Origin of the sequence: Halopenitus salinus (assembly GCF_042662125.1) — an archaeon.
Lineage (GTDB): Archaea > Halobacteriota > Halobacteria > Halobacteriales > Haloferacaceae > Halopenitus > Halopenitus salinus.
In genome coordinates, this window is record NZ_JBHSXL010000003.1 from 209,827 (window position 1) to 232,584 (window position 22,758).

Here is a 22,758-nt window from a genome sequence, read left to right on the forward strand (position 1 = left end):
TCGGACCCAAAAGGCTTCCCAACACGGCGCGCCACGGCCCCACGACGTCGAACGTGCGCACTCGACATCGGCGTTGGGACGCGCGTTCGAGGCCGAAGGACGCACGTTAAGTGGTCTCCGACCCAGAATTTCACCATGGCAGACGCCACGGATCTCGAGGAACTCAAACGCGGAACCGAACTGGTAAAGCGTGGCTTCGCCCGGATGCAGAAGGGCGGCGTCATCATGGACGTCGTCACGCGCGAGCAGGCCCGCATCGCCGAGGACGCCGGCGCGGTCGCGGTGATGGCGCTCGAGGCGGTTCCCGCCGACATCCGGAAACGCGGCGGCGTCGCCCGGATGCCCGACCCCGAGAACGTGGTCTCGATCATCGACGAGGTCTCGATTCCGGTGATGGGCAAATCACGGATCGGCCACCGCAAGGAGGCGCAGATCCTCGAGTCGCTCGGCGTCGACATGATCGACGAGTCGGAGGTGCTCACGCCCGCCGACGACGAGTTCCACATCGACAAACGCGAGTTCACGGCCCCGTTCGTCTGCGGCGCTCGGAACCTCCCCGAGGCGCTTCGACGCATCAACGAGGGCGCCGCGATGATCCGCACCAAGGGCGAGGCCGGAACCGGCGACGTCAACCAGGCGGTCAAACACCAGCGCACCATGCAGCGACAGATCCGCGAGATCGCCGGCCTCGATCACGACGAGCGCGAGGCGTGGGCCCGCGAGCACGGCGCGCCCCGGGATCTGGTCCACGAGACGGCCGACGTGGGTCGGCTACCGGTCGTCAACTTCGCGGCCGGCGGGATCGCGACGCCCGCCGACGCCGCCTTGATGATGCACCACGGGTGTGACGGCATCTTCGTCGGCTCGGGGATCTTCGGCGCGGAGAACCCGACGGAGATGGGGACCGCCATCGTCGAGGCCGTGAACAACTGGGACGACGCCGACGAACTCGCCGAGATCGCCCGCGGCGCCGGAAGCGGCATGAAGGGTCGCTCCAACGACTCGCTCGAGGAGGAGGAGCGCCTGCAGGGTCGCGGCGTCTAAAGCGGATATCTTCTGACACGTCCCTCGCGTTCTTCCCGTTCGGTCACCTACAGGTCCTCCAGCACCGTCGTCAACGCGCTTGCGAGCTCCTCGAACCGGTCGATCCGCATCTCGTCCGTGGTCGCCCACACGCCGTGATCGCCGGCGATCACCCGGGTCAGGTACCCTCGCTCGAAGACCCGGATCGTGAACTGGTAGTCGTCGAGCTGGGTCCCCCTGTAGAGGGACTTCGAGTGAAAGCCCATCCGCTCGCGCTCCGCGAACCCGACGAGGTCGGCGCTCCGTTCCAAGTCACCGCGGAGGTAGATCTGCTCGACCGCGTCCTCGGTGAAGTACGTGAGGCTTCGAAGCTCGTCGCCGATCGCGGTTCGCGCCGCGCTCAACAGCTGATCCCGCAGTGGATCGGACAGCTCGTCGTCGCTCATACGGTAGCTCACAACAGGGCACACACCTAAATAATCCACCCCCGATTCTCGGGGATCGATACGGTCCGGGACGCCGACGGTACGTCCCGGATCAGACGATGGCCGCTCCGGGGATCAGACGATGGCCGCTCCGGGGATCAGACGATGGCCGCTCCGGGGATCAGACGATGGCCGCTCCGGGGATCAGACGATGGTCGCTCCGGGACCGATCCGCGTCTGGTAGGCGCGCGACTCGACGCCCGCGCCCGCGAAGGCGTCGACCATCGCGGCCGCGACGTGTCGCCTGTCGTCCATCTCGCAGGCGGCGAGGATCGCCGGGCCCGCGCCGCTCACCGTGACGCCGGTCGCGCCCGCCGCGAAGGCGGCCTCGCGGACGTCCTCGTAGCCGGTGATGAGGCGGGCGCGTTCTGGAGTCACCACCGAGTCGCACATCCCCGAGCCGACGAGGTCGGGATCGGAGCGACACATCCCGATCGTCAGCGTCGCGGCGTTGCCGACCGTCTCGACCACCTGATCCATGGAGGCGGTCTCGGGGACGACCCGGCGTGCGTCCCGCGTCGAGACCGCGACGTCGGGCAGACACGCCACGACCGGGATGTCCGTCTCGACCCCGTGGGTGGCCGTCGGAGTCGTGACGGTGAACCCGCCGACGATGGCCGGAGCGACGTTGTCGGCGTGAGCGACCCCGGAGACGACCGCCTCGCCCTCCGCGGCGATCGGAACGAGTTCCTCGCGGGTGTATCCGCGGTCGTACAGCTCGTTGAGCCCGACCGCCGCCGCCGCCGCGCTCGCCGCCGAGGACCCGAGTCCGGAAGCCGGACGAACCCCCTTGTCGATGTGGATGTGTGCGGGCGCGTCGAGCGCCTCGACGACGGCCCCGACGGTGTTCTTTTCGGGGTCCTCGGGGATGTACTGTGCGCCGACGCCGGTCACCTCGATGGAGGTGGTCTCCGCCTTCGAGACGGCGACGACGTCTGCCGGCCGGGCGAGCGCGGCACCGAAGGTATCGAACCCGCTTCCGAGGTTCGCGCTCGTCGCGGGTGCCCGTACCGTGATCATACCGTGGGGTTGCGGCGGTGGGCAAAAAAGGGGCTGGTTCCGCGATCGCCGCCGCCGAGTTCCGCCGGATCGACGGTCACCTGGCCGTGGTCCAAAGCAGCGGTGCGATGACGAGAAGCGCCAGCCCGAAGAAGATGAACGGCGCCGACATCGTCGTGAAGGGCGCGACCGCGAAGATCAGCCCGAACAGTGCGAGGTTGGCGGCGAGAACGCGCTGGCTCTTGAGCAGCAGGGCACCCACGGTCGTCACTGCGAACGCGACCAACAGGATGTGACCCAGGTGGTAGTCGAGCAGGAACCCGTCGATCAGAGATTGCAGCGGGATCATTCTCGTTTCACGGTCCGGCCGATTCGCGCATTAAAGTTCCGTTTTCGCGGACGCCGGGAACGCTCCGGGCCTCCGACCGGTTCGAGGCACCCGGTTCGACCACCGGCTCGAGGCGCCCCGTTCGACGATCTCAAAGCGACCGTTCGATGATCCCTTCGAGGTCCTCTCTCGTGACGCGGCGGGGATTCCCGACGAGGAGTCGCTGGAGCGCGTTCGACCGCTCGGCGAGGTGATCGACGTCGTCCGGTCCGATCCCGAGCGAGGACAAGCCGCCCTCGATCCCCACGTCGGCGGCCAGCTTCTCCACCGCGACGGCCGCCGCCTCGGCCGCCTCGTCGTCGCTCAGCCCGCTCGTGTCCTCCCCGAGGAGCTCCGCGATCTCGGCATAGCGGTCGAACGCGCTCGTCGCGTTGAACCGGATCACCTCGGGCAGCGTCAACGCGATGGTGACGCCGTGTGGCGTGTGGTGGACGGCCCCGGCCGCCATCGCGATGGCGTGGGTCGCTCCGAGCCCGGCGTTCGTGAACGCGGCCCCCGCCATCAAGCTTCCGAGGGACATGTTCCGTCGCGCCTCGACGTCCTCGCCGTTGTTCACCGCGTCACGGAGCCCGTCGCCGATGTGCTCGATCGCGGTTCTCGCGAGCTGGTCCGTGAGCACGGATCGGCCGTTGTAATCGGGACGATCCGTCCGGTCTTGCGGTGCGGGCTTCGCGTCGTACCGGCGGGTGACGTACGCCTCGATGGCGTGTGAGAGCGCGTCCATCCCCGAGGAGGCCGTCGGTCCCGGCGGGAGCGACACCGTCAGCCCCGGATCGACGAGCGCGACGTCGGGACGCTGGTGGCGGCTCGAGATCCCGACCTTGAGATCCTCCTCGGGCAGGGAGATGACCGAGACCGGCGACGTCTCCGATCCGGTTCCCGCCGTCGTCGGCAGACACGCGGTCGGGACTCCGGGTCCGGGAACGTCCCGTCCCCCGCCGGTCGGCGGCGCGACGTAATCCAGGATGTCGCCGCCGTGTTCGTGAACGACGCTCGTGGTCTTCGCGACGTCCATCGAGCTTCCGCCGCCGAGGCCGACGATGAAGTCCGGATCGACCGCCGCCGCCTCCTCGAGGGCACGGTCGAAGACCTCGACCGACGGTTCCGGTTCGACCTCGTCGAAGACCGTGTAGTCGTCCGGAGCGAGCGACTCGGTCGCCTCGTCGACGACTCCGGCCTCCGAGACGCCGGGATCCGTGACCACGAGGACCGAGTCCGCGTCGAATTCGCGGACGACTCCGCCGAGTTCCGCGGCCGCGCCGACCCCGAAGGTGACGTTCTTGGCCATCTCGAACTCCCAGACCGATTCGGACTCATACACCATGTACGGGACGGTGATCGGGTGGGCGACATAAATAGGTAAGCAGCTTTCAGATGACCGACGAGACCGATGACCGATCTCGAGAGCGCGGAGCGATCTCGGAATCGACGAACGAGCCTGAGAGGAGGACTGATCTCGAGGTCGACGAACGATCGACGATCCGGCTCCGAAATCGTCGATATCGAGGGACGAACGGGACGTTAGAGCGGGGCGAGACCACACGATCGCAGGACGGAAGCGAGGCGAATCGACGTCCTTCGATCGGCCGTTGACCGCCGAGAGAGGTGGTTCCTCGACCGTCGGGGCCACGGTAGGTCGCTCATAACAATACCGGCTCCCGGTCTACCCCCGATGTGGCCTCCATCCCGAGGCCACCACCGCACGATCGACGCGACCCGAGCGATCCGCGATCGTGTCCCCCCACCATTGCTGTGGCGACGTCCCCCCGTCGCCCCTTTTCGTCGATTCCAGGGAATGCCGATGCACGTGGTCGCCGAACGGCGGTTCACGTCGGCAGTCGACCGTCCCGTTCGAGGCCGGCGAGCACGACGAGCGTCGCGAGGAGGGCCACCGAGGCCGCGACGAAAACCGTGTCGTAGGCGTAGCCGCGCTCGATCAAACTTCCAAGAACCGACGAGCCGATCGACTGTGAGAGCATCCACACGGAGCTGAACACGGCGTAGGCGCTCGCCCGGGCGGAATCCGGAAGCGCGGTCAGGATGTAGGCGTCGGTCGCCGGGAACAGCGCGTGGATGACGAATCCGATGACCGCGGAGATCACCGCGAGGGCGACGAAGCCGTCGGCCGCGACCAACAACAGCAGGCAGCCGGCGAAGGACCCGACGATGGCGAGCAACAACGGGACCGACGGCAGTCGATCGACCAGCTCGCCGGCGATGAAGAACGCGGGGATGCCGGCCGCGAAGACGATCGTCAACATCGTCGAAGCCGCCGTCGGAGAGAGACCGCGCGACTGCATGTACAGCTCGTAGAAGTTGAACACGCCCTGCCAGACGAAGACGACGAGCCCGGCCAGCCCCAGCGCCGTGAGGATGATCCGCCACTCCGAGAGCGCCCCCGCGATCAGCGATCGATCCGCCTCGCCCGCGGCGGGCATCTCCGTCCGGCGGGCCTGAACGACGGCGTAGACGGTCACCACGGCGACGCCGACGGCGATCGTCCACAGCGCGTACCGCCAGTCGAACCACACCGCGACGGTGACGAGCGGCGCCGCGACCACGGCCGCGGACTGGGTCGCCGCACCGTGGATCCCGAGGATGCGGCCGACCGCCTCCGGGAACAGTTCGCTCAAAAGCGGGTTCGCCGAGACGAAATACACGCCGGAGGCGGTCCCCATGAGGAACGCCCCGAGCATGAGCTGACGCACGGTCGTCGCCGCGCCCGCGCCGGCCGCCGCCCCCGCGAGGATGGCTCCCGAGGCCAGGACGAGATGGTGTCGTGGGACGCGCGTGAGCAGCCACCCGGCCGGGAGTCGAAGGGCCGCGCTGCCGACCCACGTGAGCGTCACGATGAGGCCCGCGGTCGCCTCGCCGATGCCGAACTCGGCGATGAACACGTTCAAAAGCGGCGCGAACACGACTCTGGCGAGGTTGAGGAAGAAGACGAGCCCGCAAAGCGAACCGAATAGACGACGGCGACTCACGACGGCACTTTCGACCTGGGGGAGTCAAGTGTTGCGAACCCCCTCACGAGTTCCGGATCCTCTCTCGAGACGGTTGTCCGCTGTCGGGACTCGATCGATCCGCTCGCGATCGGCGATCGACCGGTCGGAACACGGAAGCCGGGACGAGCGTTTCCGAAAGACCGTCCGCAGTTCCGAGGTGGACCGCGTCGAAGAGGTTCAGTCGGTCGTATTTCCGTTGCAGCGCTCCGCCTGCGGCGACGTGGGACTCCCGCAGCGGCACGAGTTCGATCCCTTCGTCAGTCAGTGATTCGTTCACGCTGGTGACCCGCTCGCGGGTCCACTCGTCTTCCATCGCGTACTGGACCTCAATACAGGTCGAGACGGAGGTCTTCGGGTCGTCGATCGCGTCGAGATCGACCGCGGAGCTGAGCCGGTCGTCAGCTTTCAACACCGCGAGGACGACGTCGGTGTCAAGATACACGTTTGCGGTCCAATGATCCAGGACCGTAAACGGAGGTGAGTGATGCGGACTGTTGGACTGACCGAACCTCCGTTCTGCTACGAAATCGGGGGGTGCCTCCGCAACCCCCCGGAGAGCATGACATGCGATGACTCAATCCGCGTGTAGCTCCCTCAATTCCGTGCTTGCCTACCGATAATCCCATTGAATTTGTGAGTAGGCACCATGAGATCCTGACTCAAGGAGTAAAAAGATATGGCTGGTGTCGGAAGAGCCTCGATCCCGTCGCGCGATGTCTTTCGATCCGTTTCACGACTGGGGAGATCACTCGTCTCCCCAGCTCGTTGAGCGGCGTCGGCACGGACATCGCGTGTTCGACGTCGACGACGGTGCGCCCCTGATCGACCAGACGAAATAGGCGGTTGCCGAAGACAGTGTTCTGAACACCTCTGCCCCCAGACTCTTATATGGATTCGGGACCCATAGCAGACAAGAGAGTATCGTGAAGACAGAAACCATACCGCCTCTAGTCAACGCTCTTGAGGATATCTTCTTTGCGGTCAACGAATCCGGTTACATCGAACTCTGGAACCAAGCCGCTGCCGAGATCACCGGGTACACTAACGTGGAAGCGGGGACGATGACCCCCTCCGACTTCTTTGACCAACCGGATAGCGACCGCGTCACCGAAGCAATCAACGAGCTGTTCGAAACCGGTGACGCTGTTGTCGAAGTAGAGTTGGTGACGGCGGACGGCGACCGTATCCCTTACGAGTTCAGAGCGACGCGGCTCCCTGAAGACAGCCCCTATGCGTTCGCCGGAATTGGCCGTGATATCACCGAACGAAAGGCGGCCGAACGTGAGCGGAACGCGATCCTGAACCGGATGCGCGATGGCTTCTTGGCCGTCGATACCGACTGGCGGATCACCTACGCCAACGAGAAGGGAAAACAAGTGCTCGCCAACGCAATGGGGACCCCCCGCGAGGAAACGACGTTCGAGGGACTTCACCTGTGGGAGGAAATTCCCGATGCCGTCGACACGATCTTCTACGAGGAGTATCACCGGGCGATAGAGACTGACGAGGCCGTTTCGTTTGAGGAGTACTTCCCGCCGCTGGACGAGTGGTTCGACGTTCGGGCGTTCCCTGACGAAACCGGGCTCTCCATCTACTTTCGCGAAATCACCGAACAGCACCAACATCGCGCGGAACTCGAACACCGTGAACAGATACTCAAAGAGCTATACACGATTACTGCCGATCGCGACAGCACGTTCACCGAACAAATCCAACAGCTGCTCGCGCTCGGACGTGCAGAGTTCGGGACGGAGTACGGCTCGCTCTCGGAGATTCGAGGCGATGAGTACCTGTTCGAGATCGTCGCTGCCGACGACGACAGTCTCCAGGCGGGGGACACGGTACCGCTCGAAGCGACGAACTGTGAACGTGTGGCGACCCAGCGAGAGACCCTTGCATGGGGGAACATCGCGCAGGATGCGCCGGAGCAAACCGACCGCGCCGGCTACACCGACTGGGGCATCTCCTGTTATCTCGGGGCACCGGTGTACGATAACGATGGCGTGTACGGCACGTTCTGTTTCTACGGGAGGGACACGCGAGCCGATCAGTTCTCCGAGTGGGACATGACGCTCGTCGATTTGATGAGTCGCTGGGTGAGTTACGAACTCCAGCGCAAACAGGTAACTGCAGAACTCCAGCGACAGAACGAGCGCCTCGAGCAGTTCGCCGGCATCATCAGTCACGACCTCCGGAACCCGTTGAACGTCCTATCGGGTCGGCTCGAACTTGCCAAGGAGACCGGCGATGCGGAGGAGTTCGCCCACTGTTTCGACGCGGTCGAGCGGATGGAAGCACTCATCGACGACCTGCTCGCGCTGTCGAAGGCAGGCAAAGCGATCGGCGACGTTGAGCTCGTTATACTCGGGGAACTCGCGGAGTTGGCGTGGGAATCCGTGCCGACGGACAGCGCCACCCTCCAGATCATGGCCCACGACACGGTGCCAGCAGACGCCTCGCGGCTCCGGCAGTTGTTCGAGAACCTGTTCCGGAACGCCATTGAGCACGGTGAGGCGGATGTGACGGTCACCGTTGGCACACTTGAGCACGGGTTCTATGTCGAGGACGATGGGCCGGGGATCCCCGAGGATGACCGCGACAAGGTTTTCGAGAGCGGGCACTCGACGACTGCCGGAGCTGGCTTCGGGCTCGCGATCGTCGCGGATATCGTTGAGGCGCACGGCTGGGAGATCCGCGCCACGGAAAGTGAGTTGGGCGGCGCCCGGTTCGAAATCACGGGCATCGATTGAGCAATACGCACGAGCCACAACACGACTGGTTCAGTCGAATACTGACGCAAGGAATGTGATCGCTGTGCCACATCTCGGTATTCGGACCCCGTTTTGACTAGCGAACAGAACAACGAGTCGCTATCCGACCGTGTTACACGCGTCGCGAGGACGCGGCGGTGGTCTGCTCCTGCTGGTCGAGCTGGAACATGCGCTGGTCGACGAGCGCACCGAGTTCGAAGCGGTGCAGTATCCACACCCCGACACCGCTCGAGACGGTCACGACCACGAGATACCACGCGGCACGAACCGCGTGATCACTGCGGGAACGGAGATCGTCAGCGGTGGGTTCGTCGAACGAACTCACGGCGAACCACCACTGTTCGGGTTCTCGAGTTGGTCGGTGTGTGTCCCACGGTTCCGATTCGGTTGGTCAGCGGGATCGCCAATCGACGTCGCGTCCGGCGGCACTCCCGAGCTGGATGCGGGCTCGCGTATCGCAGGCGAGGCACCGATAGACACGACCCTCGTCGTCGCCGAAGGTTCGACGGAACGTGTCGGACACGTGAGTCCCGCAGTGTCGACACTCGTGGTCGGCGCTTGATCCGCGATCAAGACGGATCATGGCTGACACCTCCCGGTGTCGAGACTGGATGCTTCTCCAGTCACACGCACCGCAGTACAGCGTCGACCCGCGCCTGGTGAACACCTCAAACAACGCGAATAGAGAGGTACCTCAAATTCGTTATAATACCGAAATTGGATGGCTGGGGAGTCCCAGCCCACCAATTTCACCCGGATAGGTTCCGGGTTTTTTGCAGGTGGGCCAACACGGATTTGAACCGTGGACCTCCCGGTTATCAGCCGAGCGCTCAACCTGACTGAGCTATTGGCCCAGGCGAGCGCGTTCTCCGCTTGCGTTGGTAGGAGTTTAAGGGTTTCCCTTTCACATCGCACCGCAGTACGTCGATTATTGTCACCCGACGTCGGTCGATCGAAGCCGCCGATCGGTCGCGGTACTATCGACCCACGCCCTCATCGTCCGTCGCATCGCTATCGGTCGACCCCTCGTTCCTGGACGACTCCTCGTCCTCGGCCGACACCTCGTCGTCCACCGAGAAGTCGACATCGACGACGTCGTCGTCCGTGGACGCCTCTCTACGGGAGCCGCTCGCCGCTCCGCCGGATCCGGAACCCGATCCCGTTCCGTCGAATCCCCCGCCGGCTCCGAAGTCCGTGCCTCCAAATCCGGCAGCTCCGAATCCGTTTCCGTCGCCATCGCCGTTCGGAAAGCCGCCGATGTAGACGTTCCCCGAGGCGAATCCGCCCGTACGCCGCTCGAGGTAGGGGACGACGAGGAACCGCTTGACCCCTGCGCGGATCGGTACCCGTGTCGGGGGCAGCGCGAGCAGGAATCCGATCGCGTCGGTGACGAGCCCCGGCGTGAGGAGGAACGCGCCGGCGGCGATCAAAAACGCGCCGTCGAGAAGCTCGTCGGTCGGCGGGTCGCCCTGGGCGGCCTTGCGCTGGATCCGGGCAAGCGTGTGTCGCCCCTCGGCACGTACGAGCAGCATTCCGAGGATCGCCGTGAGCACGACGAGCGCGACCGTGATCTGCCACCCCAGCCGGTCCGCGACGACGACGAGAAACAACGCGTCCGCGAGCGGAATCACGAGGAGGAGCGCGAGCAGATAGCGAAGTCGCATACCCACGGTTTCAAAGCGGGCATTCATAGCCCTTTTCGTCACGGCTTTGTGGTCGCCCGCGGAGGAGACACGCATGGACCGCTCGGACCCGGCTCGCCCGCACGGAACGCCGACGGACCCGCCCGAGAGTGAGCCGTTGTCGCGGTGGGTCGCTCCCCTCCCCGAGCGGCTCGAGTCGTTCGCGCTGCGGTACGTGTGGGTGATCGTCGCGATAAACCTGGTCGGAACGGCCTTCGGGTTCTACTACTACCGGTTCCAGTTCCGGCAGATCGACGCGACGTGGTGGGCGTTCGTCCCCGACAGTCCCGCGGCGACGCTTCTCGTCGCGATCGCGTTGGCCGCGTGGGCCGTCGGCCGCCCCAACGACTACCTCTCCGCGCTGGCGTTCGTCGGGAACGTCAAACTCGGCCTGTGGACGCCCTACGTCCTCGTCGCCTTCGCCCCCGGGTTCCTCGAGTTGAACCCGGTCCCGATGTACCTCTTTTTATTCTTCAGCCACCTCGGGATGGTGGTCCAGGCGTTCGTCCTCCACCGGATCGCCGCGTTCCGCCTCCGGACCATCGCCGTCGCCGCCGCGTGGTACACCGTCGACCTCCTGTTCGACTACTTCGTCCCGCCGGGCGGACAGGTGACACACACCGCGTTGCCGTATGCGGGTTCGACGCCGTGGTTCACGACGACCGTGTTGCAGGTCGCGGCGGCGGGAGCGGTCGTGTTGACGATCGCTCCGGTCAGTTGGTTACTCCTCACGCGGCTGGAGAAGGTCCGGGCCGCGGCGATCGGCGCCAAGTGATCCGGGACTCGTCTCGTCTATCGATCGAGGGTTGCCTCGGTGTCGATCCCGTAGACCCGACGCGGCGTCTCGACGTGTGCGAGCCGGACGGCGTCCTCATAGCCCTCCTCCAACAGCCAGCGGACGCGCCGCGGTACGGTCTTCGGGCCGAGAACCGCGCCCGGGCGATCCGGGTCGTCGACGAAGTCCGTCTCCATCAGGAAGGGATCGCCGCGCTCGGCCGCCCGCTCGAGACGCTCGCGCTCGCTCATCACGCTCGGCGTCGGCCCGCGCAACCGCCCGGATGCGTAGTGTTTGACCACGCAGTGGGACTCGAGCCCGCACTCCGTTGCCCACTCGGCGAGTTCGCGCAGGTCCTCGCTCGCCTCGGTGTGCAGCTGGACGGCACAGTCGTGTTCGGCGCCGAGCGAGAAGGCGTGTCTCGTGACCTCGTTGGAGGTCTCCCACACGGCCTCCGTCACCTCGTAGTGCGGCCGTCCGGACTTCAACGCGAGCGCATCGCCGTCGGCCACGTACTCGGCGGCGACGGAGATCCCGCCGCACATCAACTCGCAAGCCTCCTTGGGCGTGAAGCCGCGGTCGTCGACGAGCCGACTGATCAGTCCGGGATGAACGCCCAGAACCGGCCAGGCTCGCCCCGGGAGAAGTTCGCTCGCCTCCGCGACGATCTCCAGCGTCTCCTCGAAGACCGCCCGGAAGTCGTCCGGCTCCTCGGGCTCGACGCCGAGGTGCCAGGAGGGCTTGTTGACCACGAGCAGGTGCGTCCCGCCGAGGTTCCGGAAGTCCTCGACGGCCGCCATCCCGCGACCGTGGCGCGGATCGAGGTGCAGGTGGTCGTCGAGCACGGGCGTCTCGAGCTGGGGTGCGGTCATCGACGACCGATCCGGGCGCGAGCCTGAAAGCGCCCCCGATCGGAGCCTGAAAGCGTCCGTGATCGACCCGTGGTACTTTGGTGTCTCCCACGAGTAACGGTTCCATGTCCGCGGACGAGGCACCCGACGATCGGCTCCGCGAGCGGGCGAAACGGTCCCGGCTGAAGTCGTGGTTGCTCTTCGAAGCTGACCGCTTGTTGGTCGCCGTACTCGTCTCGACGGCGGTGTTCGTCGTCCTGGTGGCGACCGGGTACCTGTATCCCGGAGCCAGGGAGGCGATCGGCGGCGGGGACTCCGTCGACACCCTCTTTCAGGGGTTCCTGACGGCGACGATCACCGGCGTCACGCTCGTCGTGACGTTGAATCAGCTGGTTCTCTCCCAGGAGTTCGGGGCGGTCGGGGACCAACGCGAACGCATGGAGGAAGCGATGCAGTTTCGCGAGGACGTCGCCGACGCCATCGAGGCGCCGGTGAGCCCGGTTCGACCGAGCCAGTTCCTGCGCGCGCTCGTCCAGGTGGCGGGAGAGCGTGCGTCGGAGTTCCGCGATGCGGTTCCGAGCGACGTCGACGACGACGTGGCGGAGGAAGTCGAGACCCTCACGGGAAGCCTCACGGAGAACGCAGAGCGCGTCTCAGGCGGCCTCGACGACGCGCGATTCGGCCGGTTCGAGGTGATCCTCTCCGCGTTGGATTTCAACTACTCATGGAAGATATTCACCGCCCGGCGCCTCAACGAACGGCACGGCGACTCGCTGACGGCCGAGAGTACCGAAGCCCTCGAGCGGTTGATCGAGGTGCTCCTGTTTTTCGGCCCCGCGCGCGAGCACTTCAAGACGCTGTACTTCCAGTGGGATCTCATCGTCCTCTCGCGTCGCATCCTCGCGGCGTCCCTCCCCGCGTTGCTCGTCTCGACGGGCATGATCCTGTTTTTCGACGCGGGCGCCTACGGGGTCGCGGTGTTCGACGTCGATACGCTCGTCCTCGTGGTGTCTGCCGCGGCGACCGTTGCCGTGGTTCCGTTCGTGATCCTCCTGGCATACGTCATGCGGATCGCAACGGTGACGAGACACACGCTCTCGATCGGCCCGTTTATTCTCCGGGAGACCGACGAGGTGAGCGAGGTCGAGTGGGACCGGTGAGGCGCCGGGTCGGCGGCGCGTCGGATCGGCGGTCCGTCGGGTCCAGCTTCGTGCGGACGGCTCCTCAGATCGACAATCTGACCGCTGCACGCTCGCGGTCGTCCCCGTTTCCATCGGCGTCGTCCTCGTCCCGATCGTCTCCGCTCCGACCGGCGTCGACGGCGATATCGAGAGTCGAAAACGCCTCGTGGAGGTGCTCGTAGGTCCGGTCGATCGCCTCGACGATCACCTTCGTCTCCCCGATCACGGGCATGAAGTTGGTGTCGCCCTCCCACCGCGGGACGACGTGCGTGTGGATGTGGTCGTCTATCGATCCTCCGGCCGCCGCGTCCCCGAGGTTCATCCCGGTGTTGACCCCGTCCGGGCCGATCGCGGCGTCCATGGCGTCGAGCGTGGCCGCCTTGAGTCGGCCGTGCTCGAGCATCGCCTCGTCGTCGAGGTCTCCCCACTCGCCGACGTGGTCGTAGGGAATGACCATGGCGTGGCCGGGATTGTAGGGGGCGTTGTTCAACAACACGAAGTTGTGGTCGCCGCGTGCGACGATCCACGACTCCACGTCGTCGTCGCGTTCGGGCAGCACGCAAAACGGGCAGCCGTCGACCGGGTCCTCGTCCCGCTCGACCCACTCGATGCGCCAGGGCGCGTAGATCCGGTCCATACCGTCGGTGGCGTCGCAACGTCCTTGAATCCGGGCGATTCGCCCCCGATCGATGCCGCGGGGCGAGGCTTTATCGGATCCTCTTGAGTAGCCCCAACCCATGGCGTCGCACGCCACCGATCCGGATGCGGTTCGCGAGCCCTGCGACGACTGCGGGGAGCGGACGGTACATCGAGTACGCGTGGAGATCCGGACCGAAAGCGAAAAGGCCGAGAACGCGCGCTTCTCGCGGGAACCCTACCGGATCGCGGTCTGTCGACGCTGCGGAGCCGAGACCGCGACGCGGATGAACGACGAGTGACGATTCGACCGAGCGGCTCGGCGATCGGGCGGTCGAAGGGGCGATCCGGACGATCGACCGATCGTGAAGCCGAGCAAACCCAAGGCCGGCCGATGGTCGGTCAGTCGAACCCGTGGATCCCGGCGGTCGTCACCTCGACGCCCTCGTCGGTGACGAGCAGCGTGTGTTCGGCCTGACTCACGAGCTGGCCGGCGTCCTCCTTCAACACGGGATAGCCCTTGATCACGTCCTGTCGTTTGAGCCGACGCAGCGCCATCTCCGAGCCGTCCATCTCGAGCCATCGGGCCGCGAACGGAAGCCCGTCGAACTCCTCTATCGCGGAGAGCGCCTCGCGGGCGCGACGGTCGCGAACGCTTCGCTCGCGCTCGAGTTCGAAGATCTCCTCGGTGGTCCCCTCGCCGACCTTGCCGCGCCCGTCGGTCGCGAACGGCTCGATCGCGACCGCCTGTCCGGGCTCGAGCGTGACCGACCGGTCGACGCCGCGGTTCGGAACGTTCGGGCCCGTGTGGGCGTCGTAGCGCTCGACGCCGTGGCCCGAGAGGTTGAGGATCGGGGTGTAGCCGTACCCGCGGATCACGTCCTCTATCGCCCCGCCGACCTCGCCGACCGGCACGCCGGGACCGGCCTCGTCGATCGCGGCCTCCAGCGCCATCTCGGAGGCCTCGACGAGCTCGTCGGACCCCGAGAAGTCCACCGTCACCGCCGCGTCGGCGATGTAGCCGTCGACGTGCACGCCGACGTCGAGACAGACCATGTCCGTCTCGCCGAAGGTCTCCTCGCCGCTCCCGTCGGGCGTCGCGTGTGAGGCCTCCTCGTCGACGCTGATGTTCACCGGAAACGCGAGGCCGGCGCCCGACTCGCGGACGTGATCTTCGGCCCACTCCGCGACCTCCAGGTGTGTCACACCCGGCTCGATCATCTCGCGGGCCTCGTTCATCGTCTCCGTGAGGATTCGACCGGCCTCTCTGTAGCTCTCGAGTACGTCGTCGTCGAACGGCTCCTCGCTCATGGGGACGGGTTCGCGCAGCGACCGGAAAGAGGTTGCGGGAAACGGTTCGAGGTCTAGATCGTGAACAGCTCGCGCGGGAAGTCGGCGAGCGGCTCCGCGCCGGTCGCGGTCACGCGGAACGTCTCGCTGAGTTCGACGCCGAACTCGTCCTCCCAGATGCCGGGTATCATGTGGAAGGTCATGTCCTCCTCGAGCACCGTCTCGTCGCCGGGACGGATGCTCGCGGTGTGTTCGCCCCAGTCCGGCGGGTAGCCGAGCCCCATCGAGTAGCCGATCCGGTCCTCCTTCTCGAGCCCGTACTCGGCGATCGTCTCACGCCAGGCCGTCTCGACGGTCTCGCAGGTGACCCCCGGTTCGGCGGCGTCGAGCGCGGCCTCGATCCCCTCGACAACGACATCCGCGGTCCGTTGGATCTCCGTCGGCGGATCGCCGATGAAGGCCGTTCGGGCCAGCGGCGAGTGGTAGCGGTGGCGACATCCCGATAGCTCGATGAGTACGAGTTCTCCCTGCTGGAAGGGCCGGTCGGTCCAGGTGAGATGCGGCGTCCCGGTGTGGTCGCCCGAGGGCATCAGGGGGACGATGGCCGGGTAGTCGCCGCCGTACTCGTCGGTGCCCCGGATCAGCCGGTCGTAGATCGCGGCGGCGGCCTCGTACTCGGGGACGCCCGCGTCGATCGCGTCGATCCCCGCGAGCATGGCCTCCTCGGAGATGCGTGCGGCCTCGCGCATGTACTCGATCTCTCGCTCGGACTTGCGGATCCGGATCCACCCGACGAGCAGCGTCGCGTCCTCGAAGTCCGCCTCGGGGAGGTTCGCGTCCAGGCGCGTGTAGGACTTGGCGGTGAAGTAGGAGGCGTCCATCTCCAGGCCGATCCGACCGTCGGCGACGCCGAGATCCTCCAGAACGCCGGCCAGGTAGTCCATCGGGTGGAGGTCGTGTGGCGAGTGGACGTGGTCGTCGCTGTAGGCGCGAATGCTGTCCTCGCCGAGCCAGGTCGTCGCGCGCGCGCGCCGTTTCGGTCCATGTCCCGGCCGACCCACACCGGCTCGTCGCGCTCGCGGGTGACGACGACCGCCTGGTGGACGTAAAACGACCAGCCGTCGTAGCCCGTGAGGTAGTTCATGTTCGCCGGGTCGGCGACGACGATCGCGTCCAGCCCCTCCTCGGCCAACCGCCGTTTCGTCCGCTCCAGGCGTCGTTCGTACTCGGAATCCGGAAAGAGGTTTCGCGACATGATAACGGGTCTCGCATCGAGGAACGAACGGACGCTCTAAAAGTATTTCGTGTATACTGGGAACGATTACTGTGTATATCGTCGGGCGCCCCGGTGAGCCGATCTCGAGGAGCCCGTCCCCGCGATACCGGGGAATATCGGCGCCGCAATATCGGGAAAAGCCCGGCTCCACGAGCTTCCCGGTGTCCCCGGAAAATCGGGGAATTCCGGGCGCTCGAGGACCGATCTACGACAGTTCGTCGATGTTCTCGACGACGGCCTCGGCGAACTCGCTCGTCGCGAGCTTCTCGCCGCCCTCGATCTGTCGGTGGAGGTCGTAGGTGACCTTGCCCGAGGAGATGGTCTCCTCGACGGCGTCGCGAACGAGGTCGGCGGCGTCGCTCCAGCCGAGGTAATCGAGCATCTCGCGGCCGGAAAGGATCATCGCGGTCGGGTTGACCTTGTCCTCGCCGGCGTACTTGGGCGCGGAGCCGTGAACCGGCTCGGCCAGCGCGCGGCCGTGGCCGTAGTTGACGCCGGGCGCGATCCCGAGGCCGCCGATCTGGGCGCCGGCGGCGTCGGACATGTAGTCGCCGTTGAGGTTCATCGTCGCGATGACGGAGTACTCGTCCGTCCGCGTGAGGAGCTGCTGGAGCATGTTGTCGGCGATGCGATCGTTAACGACGACCGTTCCCTCGGGCTGGTCGCCGTCGTATTCGTCCCACAGCTCGTCCTCGGTGATGACGTCCTCGCCGTACTCCTCCTCGGCCACCTCGTAGCCCCAGTCGCGGAAGGCGCCCTCGGTGAACTTCATGATGTTGCCCTTGTGGACGAGGGTGACCGAGTCGCGATCGTTCGCGACCGCGTAGTCGATCGCCTCGCGGACGAGCCGCTTCGAGCCGAACTCCGAGATGGGTTTGACGCCGATCCCGACGGGACCGTCGTGGATGACGTCGGAGACGTCCATGTCGTCCTCGAGGAACTCGCGTACCGCCTCGACGTCGTCGGTGCCGGCCTCCCACTCGATGCCGGCGTAGACGTCCTCGGTGTTCTCCCGGAAGGTGATCATGTCCATCTCCTCGGGGTTCTTCACCGGCGAGGGAACGCCGTCGATGTGGTAGGTCGGACGGACGTTCGCGTAGAGATCGAGGGTCTGTCGAAGGGCAACGTTGAGCGATCGGAACCCGGCTCCGACGGGCGTCGTGAGCGGGCCCTTGATCGCGACCCGATGGGTTCGGATCGCGTCGACGGTGTCCTGCGGGAGGTTCTCGTCGTACTTCTCGCGTGCGGCGGCGCCGGCGTAGACGCGCATCCAGGCGATCGACCGGCCGGTCGCCTCGGCGGCCGCGTCGAGCACCTTCTGTGCGGCCGGACCGACGTCGGTGCCGATCCCGTCGCCGTGAATGATCGGGACGATGGGGTTCGAGGGGACGTCGATCTCGCCCGTCTCCTCGTCGGCGAGCGTGATCGCTTCGCCGTCCTCGGGAACTTCGACCTTGTCGTAGCTCATAAACGGTGAGGTTTTCCTCGACCACCCTAAAGTGCCTACCGCTTTCCTCGCGAGCCCGAGATCGACCGAATACGCCCGGATACGGACGATCCGCGATCGGACCGGGGGTTCCGTGGTCCTCCGCGAGCCGATCGACGATCCGGCGTCCGGCTCCCCGCGACCGCCGGTGACGACGACGTCCATGCGCGTCCTCCGGTGGACGCCGCCACAGTGTCGCGATGATCGGTTCCGGTCCCGACGGGTCGGTCGCGAGGGCCGTACCGTCCCTACGTTCCGCTCAGTACCCCTGTGCGTTGCCGTCCTTTCGCGGCTCGGTCGCCGCCGACAGCACCCCGTCCGCCTCGCGAACGATCTGTGCGCCGCCGAAGTGTCCGGCCTCCATGGTCCGGACGCGGTGACCCCGTCGGGAGAGCTTGGCGGACAGGTCGTCCGGGAAGTGGGGTTCGACCGCCAGCTCGCCGGACTCGCGGTAGCGCCACCGCGGCTCGTCGAGCGCGCGCTGGATCGGCATGTCGTAGTCGACGACGTTCGCGATCACCTGGAGGTGGCCCTGCGGCTGCATGTACCCCCCCATCACGCCGAAGGCGGCCCAGTCGTCTGCGTCGAACCGTGCCACCGCCGGAACCAGGGTGTGGAAGGGGCGCTTTCCGGGCTCGAGCGCGTTCGGGTGGTCCGGATCGAGCGAGAACGAGGATCCCCGGTTCTGGAGCGCGATTCCGGTGTCGCCGGCGACCACTCCGGAGCCGAACCCGGCGAACCGCGAGTTGATGTAGGAGACGAGGTTGCCCTCCCCGTCGGCGACGGTCAGGAGGACGGTGTCGGCGTCCTCGGCGTTCGCGTTCGGCACGCCGAACCCCACGTCGTGGTTCGCCCCCTCGCCGACCTCGCGAGCACGCCTTCGGGCCCAGGACTTCGAGCCGATCGGCGGGTGGTCCTCGTAGTCGGGGTCGGTGATGTAGCGGTGGCCGTCGTGGAACGCGAGCTTCATCGCCTCCGCGAGCCGGTGGACGCGTTCGACGGAGCCGTGTGGGTGCTCGCCCGCCCCCAACTCCTCCGCGACGTTCAACGCCTCGAGCGCGATGAGCCCCTGGTTGTTCGGCGGCAGCTCGTACACCTCGGCGCCGTTGTAGGTCGTAGAGACCGGGTCCGGCCACTCGACCTCGAACGATCGCAGGTCCGAGACGGAGAGGAACCCGCCGCGGGCCTGCACCTCGGTCGCGATCGCCTCGGCGATCTCGCCGTCGTAGACGACGTCCGCGCCCTCCTTTGCGATCCGTCGAAGCGACTCGCCGAGCCGCGGCAGCGTGACCACCTGGCCCGTCTCCGGCGCGGCTCCGTCGAACAGGAAGGCCTCGCGGGCGTGGTCGGTCTCGAACACCTCCTCGCCGTGTCGCCACTGCTCGGCGACGACCTCCGAGACCGGGTACCCCTCGGTCGCGTAGCGGATCGCGGGCTGAAGCAGCTCCGCGAGGGACTTGCGCCCGAGCTTCTCGGCGGTCGCCTCCCAGCCGCGGGCGGTGCCCGGGACGGTGATCGCGTACGGCCCCCGGTGGGGCATCTCGACGTCGTCGGGATCGACCGCTCCGTCCGACTCGCCGCCTTCGGCCTCCCGATCGGCGGCCACCGCCGACCGGACGGCGTCGATCGTCGCACCCTCGGGCGCCCCGCCGCACGCCCGCATCGCGCCGACCTCGCCGTCCGCGGTCCGGTAGAGCGCGAACACGTCCCCGCCGAGCCCCGTGGAGGTCGGCTCGACGACGTTCAACGCCGCCGCGGTCGAGACGGCCGCGTCGAAGGCGTTGCCCCCGTCCCGGAGCGTCTCGATGCCGGCCTGTGCGGCCAGCGGCTGGCTCGTGGCGACGACGCCCCGCGATCCGTACACCGTCGATCGGCGCGAAGTGAAACGATCGAGGTCGGGTTCCATACCCGGCGATCGGGGGCCGGAACCAAGAATCCCACAGATCCGCGAGGGTGCCCGTCGGTCCTCCACGTTCGCGTGTCGGCCACCACGTCCGCCAGTCGCCCCACGATCGTCGACCATTTATCGCCGCTCGACGAACCGTCGACGATGGATCACGGACCGGGAGCCACGATGGACGCCGCCGACGTCCCGCCGGGCGCCGACGCCGTGCTCGTTCGCGTCGGCGAGATCGGCACGAAGAGCGAACGCGTCCGGTACGAGATGCAGTCCCAGCTCGGCCGAAACCTGAAGGCCCTCCTCGCCGACCGCGGGATCGACGCTCGCGTCCGCCACCGGCGAAATCGGCCGATCGTCGAGGTCGACGGTCCCCTCGAAGCGGCCGCCGCGACCGACGCCGCGACCGACGCGTTCGGCGTGGTCTCGGCCAGTCCCGCAGTCACGGTCGACCCCACGATGGACGCGGTCGCCGACGCGCTCGGCGACGTCGCCGCCGACCGCTTTTCGGGCGGGTCCTTCGCCGTCCGCGTGGATCGGGTCGGGGACCACCCCTTCACGAGCGAGGACGCCGAACGCGAGGGCGGAAGCGCGGTCTTCGAGGCGGTCTCCGATCGCGATCCCGAGGTGGACCTCGAGGACCCGGACGTGACGTTCCGCGCGAAGGTCCACGACGACGAGGCGTTCGTCTTCGTCGAGAAGCACCCGGGACCGGGCGGGCTCCCGCTCGGCAGCCAGCGTCCCCTCGTGGCCCTGCTCTCGGGAGGGATCGACTCGCCGGTCGCCGCCTTCGAGGTGATGTCCCGCGGGGCGCCGATCACGCCGATCTACCTCGATCTCGGCGACTTCGGCGGACCGGACCACAGAGCCAGATCCGAGGCCTCAGCCCGCACGCTCGCCGCCTACGCGCCGAACCACCTGGATTCGATCCTCGTCGTCGACGCCGGCGACGTCTGTCGGGAGCTCGCGGACACCCTCGAGAGCGGTCGAATGCTCGTCTTTCGCCGGTTCATGTACCGCGTGGCCGCCGACGTCGCGGCGGACATCGGCGCAACCGGGGTGGTGACCGGCGAGGCGATCGGACAGAAGTCGAGCCAGACGACCCAGAACCTCTCGGTGCTCGATTCGGTGACGGACTTTCCCGTCCACCGGCCGCTTCTCACGCGGGACAAGTCGACGATCACCGACCACGCCAGACGGATCGGGACCTACGAGGCCGCCGAGATTCCGGCGGGCTGTGAACGCTTCGCGCCCGACCAGCCGGAGACGCGGGCGGGACTCGAACAGATGGCCGACATCGAGCCGGAGTGGCTTCGAGAGCGGGCCCGTGCGGCGGCCGACGACCGCGAATACGTGGCGCTTCGACGTTAGCTTCCGCGCGGGAACTGGTCGATCGTCTCCGCGCGGAAGGCCTCCTCGTCGAACTCGTGGTCGTCGTCGAGGAAGTCGATCACGCGCTGGACGTCAGTCATGGCGTTCTTCAGACACGTCGAGGCGCCCGGCGAGGGCGTGATGTTGAAGAGGATGCCGTCGCCGGTGATCTTCGCCTCGCCCATGTCGAGATCCTTCGCGTCCGTGTCGACGATCTGGGGTCTGACGCCCCCGTAGCCCTTCGCTCGGTCGATGTCGGAGAGATCGACGGTGGGAACCACCTTCCGGACGTTCGGGAGGAACGCGCGCTTTCCGACCTCGGGGAGGTCGTAGACGAGGTTCCGGACGACGTAGGGGAACAGGATTCGATCGGAGAGGATGTTGGCGTAGCTGAGCAACGAGTCCGGCGTGAAGCCGAACACGTCGGTGAAGTCGGTCACCGTCGAGAGCCGTCCCCGCTCGAGTTCGGGGACGACCTTCGCCGTCGGACCGAACCGGGTGATGCTCCCGTCGTGGACGTCGGCGTCGCCGTGGACCGCGGCGAACGGCAGCTTCTTCATCTGGAGCGTGTAGACCTTGCCGTTCAACAGGTCGTCGGCGAGGAAGAAGCTCCCGGCGACCGGCAGAAGCGACATGTTCTCCCCGTAGCCCATCTCCTTTGCGATCTGGAGGCTGTGCGAGCCGGCGGCGACGACGACCGCGTCGGCGCTGAACCGCCCGCTCGTCGTCGCGATTCGGAAGTCCTCGCCGAAGTCCTCGACGTTCGTGACCTCCGTGCCCGTGTAGACGTCGACGCCCTCCTCCTCGTTGGCCTCGTCGACGAAGGACTTCGAGACCATGCCGTAGTCGACGACGTAGCCGTCCGGCGTCTGGAGCGCGCGAAGCTCCGTGTTCGGATCGCGACCCTCGACGACCTTCGGCTCGAGGTCGGCGATCTCCTCGCGGCCGATCTCGCGAAGCTTCGGGTAGAGGTCTCCGAACCCCTCCCCGTGGTACCGAGACTCGAGCTTCTCGACCTCCTCGTCGCCGACCGCGAGCACCATCTTGCTGCGCTTGCTGTGCATCTCGCGGTCGGAATCGCGGTTCTCGAGGTAGCCCGCGAGAAGCTCCGCGCCCTCCTTTACCTCCTCGGCCTTCTCGAGGGTGTAGTTCGTCTCGATGTCGCCGAAGTGTAGCGTCTGGGAGTTGTTCGTGTGGTGGGAGTTGATCGCCGCGAGCTCGTCCTCCTTTTCGATCAGCGCGACGTCCTCGACGTCCGTGAACTTCGAGATGGTGTACAGAAGCGATGCCCCGCTGATGCCGCCGCCGATGATGGCCACGTCGTATTCATCAGTCATGGTTGTACGTGTGGGCGTTAGACGTTTGTCGACGGTCACCGGTTAATTTACTTTCCATGTGGAGACGATCACTTCCGAACCTACCCCCCTAAATCACCGCAGACCGTCGTTCGACCGTCGTTATCGGCGATACCGGATTCGACCTCACGTCGAATTTGTCATTCGTTGATCGTCGAATCACTCTGGCGAACACGATCGGTGCGTCCGCGACACGCTCACCGAACCCGGAAGGACGTGGGCGATATGATTCGAAGTGAACAATTACTGATCGGTCAGTTAACATTGTATATATACTCCATCCGGCG

21 protein-coding genes, 1 tRNA gene and 1 pseudogene are annotated in these 22,758 nt (G+C 66.5%); 6 read left to right on the forward strand and 17 right to left on the reverse strand.

All coding sequences use genetic code 11. The features are described from left to right. Positions 1 to 135 precede the first annotated feature (135 nt). Positions 136 to 1,044, forward strand: coding sequence for a pyridoxal 5'-phosphate synthase lyase subunit PdxS (gene pdxS, locus ACFQE9_RS03805; RefSeq protein WP_379740566.1), 909 nt, complete (start codon positions 136 to 138; stop codon positions 1,042 to 1,044). A gap of 47 nt (positions 1,045 to 1,091) precedes the next feature. On the opposite strand, the gene ACFQE9_RS03810 is transcribed toward pdxS, so the two are convergent. From ACFQE9_RS03810 to ACFQE9_RS03835, 6 genes are all read right to left on the reverse strand, one after another. Further along, on the reverse strand, positions 1,092 to 1,469 hold the full coding sequence (locus tag ACFQE9_RS03810) for a DUF7522 family protein (RefSeq protein ID WP_379740569.1): 378 nt from the start codon (positions 1,467 to 1,469) through the stop codon (positions 1,092 to 1,094). A gap of 183 nt (positions 1,470 to 1,652) precedes the next feature. Continuing rightward, complete coding sequence (locus ACFQE9_RS03815; protein ID WP_379740571.1) at positions 1,653 to 2,528, reverse strand: homoserine kinase; 876 nt, start codon at positions 2,526 to 2,528, stop codon at positions 1,653 to 1,655. Between the two features lie 76 nt (positions 2,529 to 2,604). Further along, positions 2,605 to 2,856, reverse strand: coding sequence for a hypothetical protein (locus ACFQE9_RS03820; protein WP_379740574.1), 252 nt, complete (start codon positions 2,854 to 2,856; stop codon positions 2,605 to 2,607). A 130-nt stretch (positions 2,857 to 2,986) separates the two neighbouring features. After that, on the reverse strand, positions 2,987 to 4,219 hold the full coding sequence (locus tag ACFQE9_RS03825) for a hydroxyacid-oxoacid transhydrogenase (RefSeq protein ID WP_379740577.1): 1,233 nt from the start codon (positions 4,217 to 4,219) through the stop codon (positions 2,987 to 2,989). A gap of 502 nt (positions 4,220 to 4,721) precedes the next feature. Continuing rightward, entirely contained in the window at positions 4,722 to 5,879 is a 1,158-nt protein-coding gene (locus ACFQE9_RS03830) for an MFS transporter (protein WP_379740580.1), read from the reverse strand. 43 nt (positions 5,880 to 5,922) lie between these two features. Beyond that, complete coding sequence (locus ACFQE9_RS03835; protein WP_379740583.1) at positions 5,923 to 6,342, reverse strand: PIN domain-containing protein; 420 nt, start codon at positions 6,340 to 6,342, stop codon at positions 5,923 to 5,925. 481 nt (positions 6,343 to 6,823) lie between these two features. Between ACFQE9_RS03835 and ACFQE9_RS03840 the strand changes: the two genes are divergently transcribed. Next, positions 6,824 to 8,650: a sensor histidine kinase gene (locus ACFQE9_RS03840; protein ID WP_379740586.1), complete on the forward strand. Its 1,827-nt coding sequence runs from the start codon at positions 6,824 to 6,826 to the stop codon at positions 8,648 to 8,650. 133 nt (positions 8,651 to 8,783) lie between these two features. Here the strand turns inward: ACFQE9_RS03840 and ACFQE9_RS03845 are convergent, their stop codons facing one another. The 4 genes from ACFQE9_RS03845 to ACFQE9_RS03855 all read right to left on the reverse strand — a co-directional run bounded on the left by ACFQE9_RS03845 (position 8,784) and on the right by ACFQE9_RS03855 (position 10,335). Continuing rightward, the gene (locus ACFQE9_RS03845) at positions 8,784 to 8,996 is read right to left on the reverse strand and encodes a hypothetical protein (RefSeq protein ID WP_379740589.1); all 213 of its coding nucleotides are present in this window, start codon (positions 8,994 to 8,996) and stop codon (positions 8,784 to 8,786) included. A 66-nt stretch (positions 8,997 to 9,062) separates the two neighbouring features. Continuing rightward, positions 9,063 to 9,254, reverse strand: a complete 192-nt coding sequence (locus tag ACFQE9_RS15230) for a DUF7563 family protein (protein WP_464384453.1) — start codon at positions 9,252 to 9,254, stop codon at positions 9,063 to 9,065. 197 nt (positions 9,255 to 9,451) lie between these two features. Beyond that, a tRNA-Ile gene (locus ACFQE9_RS03850) sits at positions 9,452 to 9,525 on the reverse strand. A gap of 123 nt (positions 9,526 to 9,648) precedes the next feature. After that, complete coding sequence (locus ACFQE9_RS03855) at positions 9,649 to 10,335, reverse strand: FxsA family protein (protein ID WP_379740592.1); 687 nt, start codon at positions 10,333 to 10,335, stop codon at positions 9,649 to 9,651. Positions 10,336 to 10,408: 73 nt separating this feature from the next. Between ACFQE9_RS03855 and ACFQE9_RS03860 the strand changes: the two genes are divergently transcribed. After that, positions 10,409 to 11,128, forward strand: a complete 720-nt coding sequence (locus tag ACFQE9_RS03860) for a DUF1405 domain-containing protein (protein ID WP_379740596.1) — start codon at positions 10,409 to 10,411, stop codon at positions 11,126 to 11,128. A 17-nt stretch (positions 11,129 to 11,145) separates the two neighbouring features. Here ACFQE9_RS03860 and ACFQE9_RS03865 read toward each other — a convergent pair whose 3' ends face one another. Then, positions 11,146 to 12,000, reverse strand: coding sequence for a TatD family hydrolase (locus ACFQE9_RS03865; RefSeq protein ID WP_379740599.1), 855 nt, complete (start codon positions 11,998 to 12,000; stop codon positions 11,146 to 11,148). 104 nt (positions 12,001 to 12,104) lie between these two features. Here ACFQE9_RS03865 and ACFQE9_RS03870 point away from each other — a divergent pair, with 104 nt between their 5' ends. Further along, entirely contained in the window at positions 12,105 to 13,139 is a 1,035-nt protein-coding gene (locus tag ACFQE9_RS03870) for a DUF7972 family membrane protein (protein WP_379740602.1), read from the forward strand. Positions 13,140 to 13,203: 64 nt separating this feature from the next. On the opposite strand, the gene ACFQE9_RS03875 is transcribed toward ACFQE9_RS03870, so the two are convergent. Beyond that, positions 13,204 to 13,797, reverse strand: a complete 594-nt coding sequence (locus tag ACFQE9_RS03875; protein ID WP_379740605.1) for an HIT family protein — start codon at positions 13,795 to 13,797, stop codon at positions 13,204 to 13,206. A 100-nt stretch (positions 13,798 to 13,897) separates the two neighbouring features. On the opposite strand from ACFQE9_RS03875, the gene ACFQE9_RS03880 reads away from it, so the two are divergent. Continuing rightward, the gene (locus ACFQE9_RS03880; RefSeq protein ID WP_379740608.1) at positions 13,898 to 14,098 is read left to right on the forward strand and encodes a DUF7835 family putative zinc beta-ribbon protein; all 201 of its coding nucleotides are present in this window, start codon (positions 13,898 to 13,900) and stop codon (positions 14,096 to 14,098) included. 100 nt (positions 14,099 to 14,198) lie between these two features. Here the strand turns inward: ACFQE9_RS03880 and map are convergent, their stop codons facing one another. The 4 genes and pseudogenes from map to ggt form a co-directional block, all read right to left on the reverse strand. Then, positions 14,199 to 15,107, reverse strand: coding sequence for a type II methionyl aminopeptidase (gene map / locus ACFQE9_RS03885; protein WP_379740611.1), 909 nt, complete (start codon positions 15,105 to 15,107; stop codon positions 14,199 to 14,201). A 53-nt stretch (positions 15,108 to 15,160) separates the two neighbouring features. Then, a pseudogene (locus tag ACFQE9_RS03890) lies at positions 15,161 to 16,341 on the reverse strand (M24 family metallopeptidase). Between the two features lie 226 nt (positions 16,342 to 16,567). Continuing rightward, positions 16,568 to 17,830 (reverse strand): isocitrate dehydrogenase (NADP(+)), encoded by a 1,263-nt coding sequence (gene icd / locus ACFQE9_RS03895; RefSeq protein WP_379740614.1) that lies wholly within the window; start codon positions 17,828 to 17,830, stop codon positions 16,568 to 16,570. A gap of 277 nt (positions 17,831 to 18,107) precedes the next feature. Continuing rightward, on the reverse strand, positions 18,108 to 19,754 hold the full coding sequence (gene ggt, locus ACFQE9_RS03900) for a gamma-glutamyltransferase (RefSeq protein WP_379740617.1): 1,647 nt from the start codon (positions 19,752 to 19,754) through the stop codon (positions 18,108 to 18,110). A 144-nt stretch (positions 19,755 to 19,898) separates the two neighbouring features. On the opposite strand from ggt, the gene ACFQE9_RS03905 reads away from it, so the two are divergent. Beyond that, positions 19,899 to 21,116, forward strand: coding sequence for a tRNA sulfurtransferase (locus ACFQE9_RS03905; RefSeq protein ID WP_379740620.1), 1,218 nt, complete (start codon positions 19,899 to 19,901; stop codon positions 21,114 to 21,116). Here the strand turns inward: ACFQE9_RS03905 and ACFQE9_RS03910 are convergent. After that, a complete protein-coding gene (locus ACFQE9_RS03910; RefSeq protein WP_379740623.1) occupies positions 21,113 to 22,453 on the reverse strand; it encodes an FAD-dependent oxidoreductase in 1,341 nt (446 codons plus the stop codon). The genes ACFQE9_RS03905 and ACFQE9_RS03910 overlap by 4 nt on opposite strands. Positions 22,454 to 22,758 lie beyond the last annotated feature (305 nt).

Bases quoted from the DNA above. Each gene is read 5' to 3' on its own strand.
- pdxS (WP_379740566.1), top strand. From the start codon at position 136: ATGGCAGACGCCACGGATCTCGAGGAACTCAAACGCGGAACCGAACTG.
- ACFQE9_RS03810 (WP_379740569.1), bottom strand. From the start codon at position 1,469: ATGAGCGACGACGAGCTGTCCGATCCACTGCGGGATCAGCTGTTGAGC.
- ACFQE9_RS03815 (WP_379740571.1), bottom strand. From the start codon at position 2,528: ATGATCACGGTACGGGCACCCGCGACGAGCGCGAACCTCGGAAGCGGG.
- ACFQE9_RS03820 (WP_379740574.1), bottom strand. From the start codon at position 2,856: ATGATCCCGCTGCAATCTCTGATCGACGGGTTCCTGCTCGACTACCAC.
- ACFQE9_RS03825 (WP_379740577.1), bottom strand. From the start codon at position 4,219: ATGGTGTATGAGTCCGAATCGGTCTGGGAGTTCGAGATGGCCAAGAAC.
- ACFQE9_RS15230 (WP_464384453.1), bottom strand. From the start codon at position 9,254: ATGATCCGTCTTGATCGCGGATCAAGCGCCGACCACGAGTGTCGACAC.
- ACFQE9_RS03855 (WP_379740592.1), bottom strand. From the start codon at position 10,335: ATGCGACTTCGCTATCTGCTCGCGCTCCTCCTCGTGATTCCGCTCGCG.
- ACFQE9_RS03860 (WP_379740596.1), top strand. From the start codon at position 10,409: ATGGACCGCTCGGACCCGGCTCGCCCGCACGGAACGCCGACGGACCCG.
- ACFQE9_RS03865 (WP_379740599.1), bottom strand. From the start codon at position 12,000: ATGACCGCACCCCAGCTCGAGACGCCCGTGCTCGACGACCACCTGCAC.
- ACFQE9_RS03870 (WP_379740602.1), top strand. From the start codon at position 12,105: ATGTCCGCGGACGAGGCACCCGACGATCGGCTCCGCGAGCGGGCGAAA.
- ACFQE9_RS03875 (WP_379740605.1), bottom strand. From the start codon at position 13,797: ATGGACCGGATCTACGCGCCCTGGCGCATCGAGTGGGTCGAGCGGGAC.
- ACFQE9_RS03880 (WP_379740608.1), top strand. From the start codon at position 13,898: ATGGCGTCGCACGCCACCGATCCGGATGCGGTTCGCGAGCCCTGCGAC.
- map (WP_379740611.1), bottom strand. From the start codon at position 15,107: ATGAGCGAGGAGCCGTTCGACGACGACGTACTCGAGAGCTACAGAGAG.
- icd (WP_379740614.1), bottom strand. From the start codon at position 17,830: ATGAGCTACGACAAGGTCGAAGTTCCCGAGGACGGCGAAGCGATCACG.
- ggt (WP_379740617.1), bottom strand. From the start codon at position 19,754: ATGGAACCCGACCTCGATCGTTTCACTTCGCGCCGATCGACGGTGTAC.
- ACFQE9_RS03905 (WP_379740620.1), top strand. From the start codon at position 19,899: ATGGATCACGGACCGGGAGCCACGATGGACGCCGCCGACGTCCCGCCG.
- ACFQE9_RS03910 (WP_379740623.1), bottom strand. From the start codon at position 22,453: ATGACTGATGAATACGACGTGGCCATCATCGGCGGCGGCATCAGCGGG.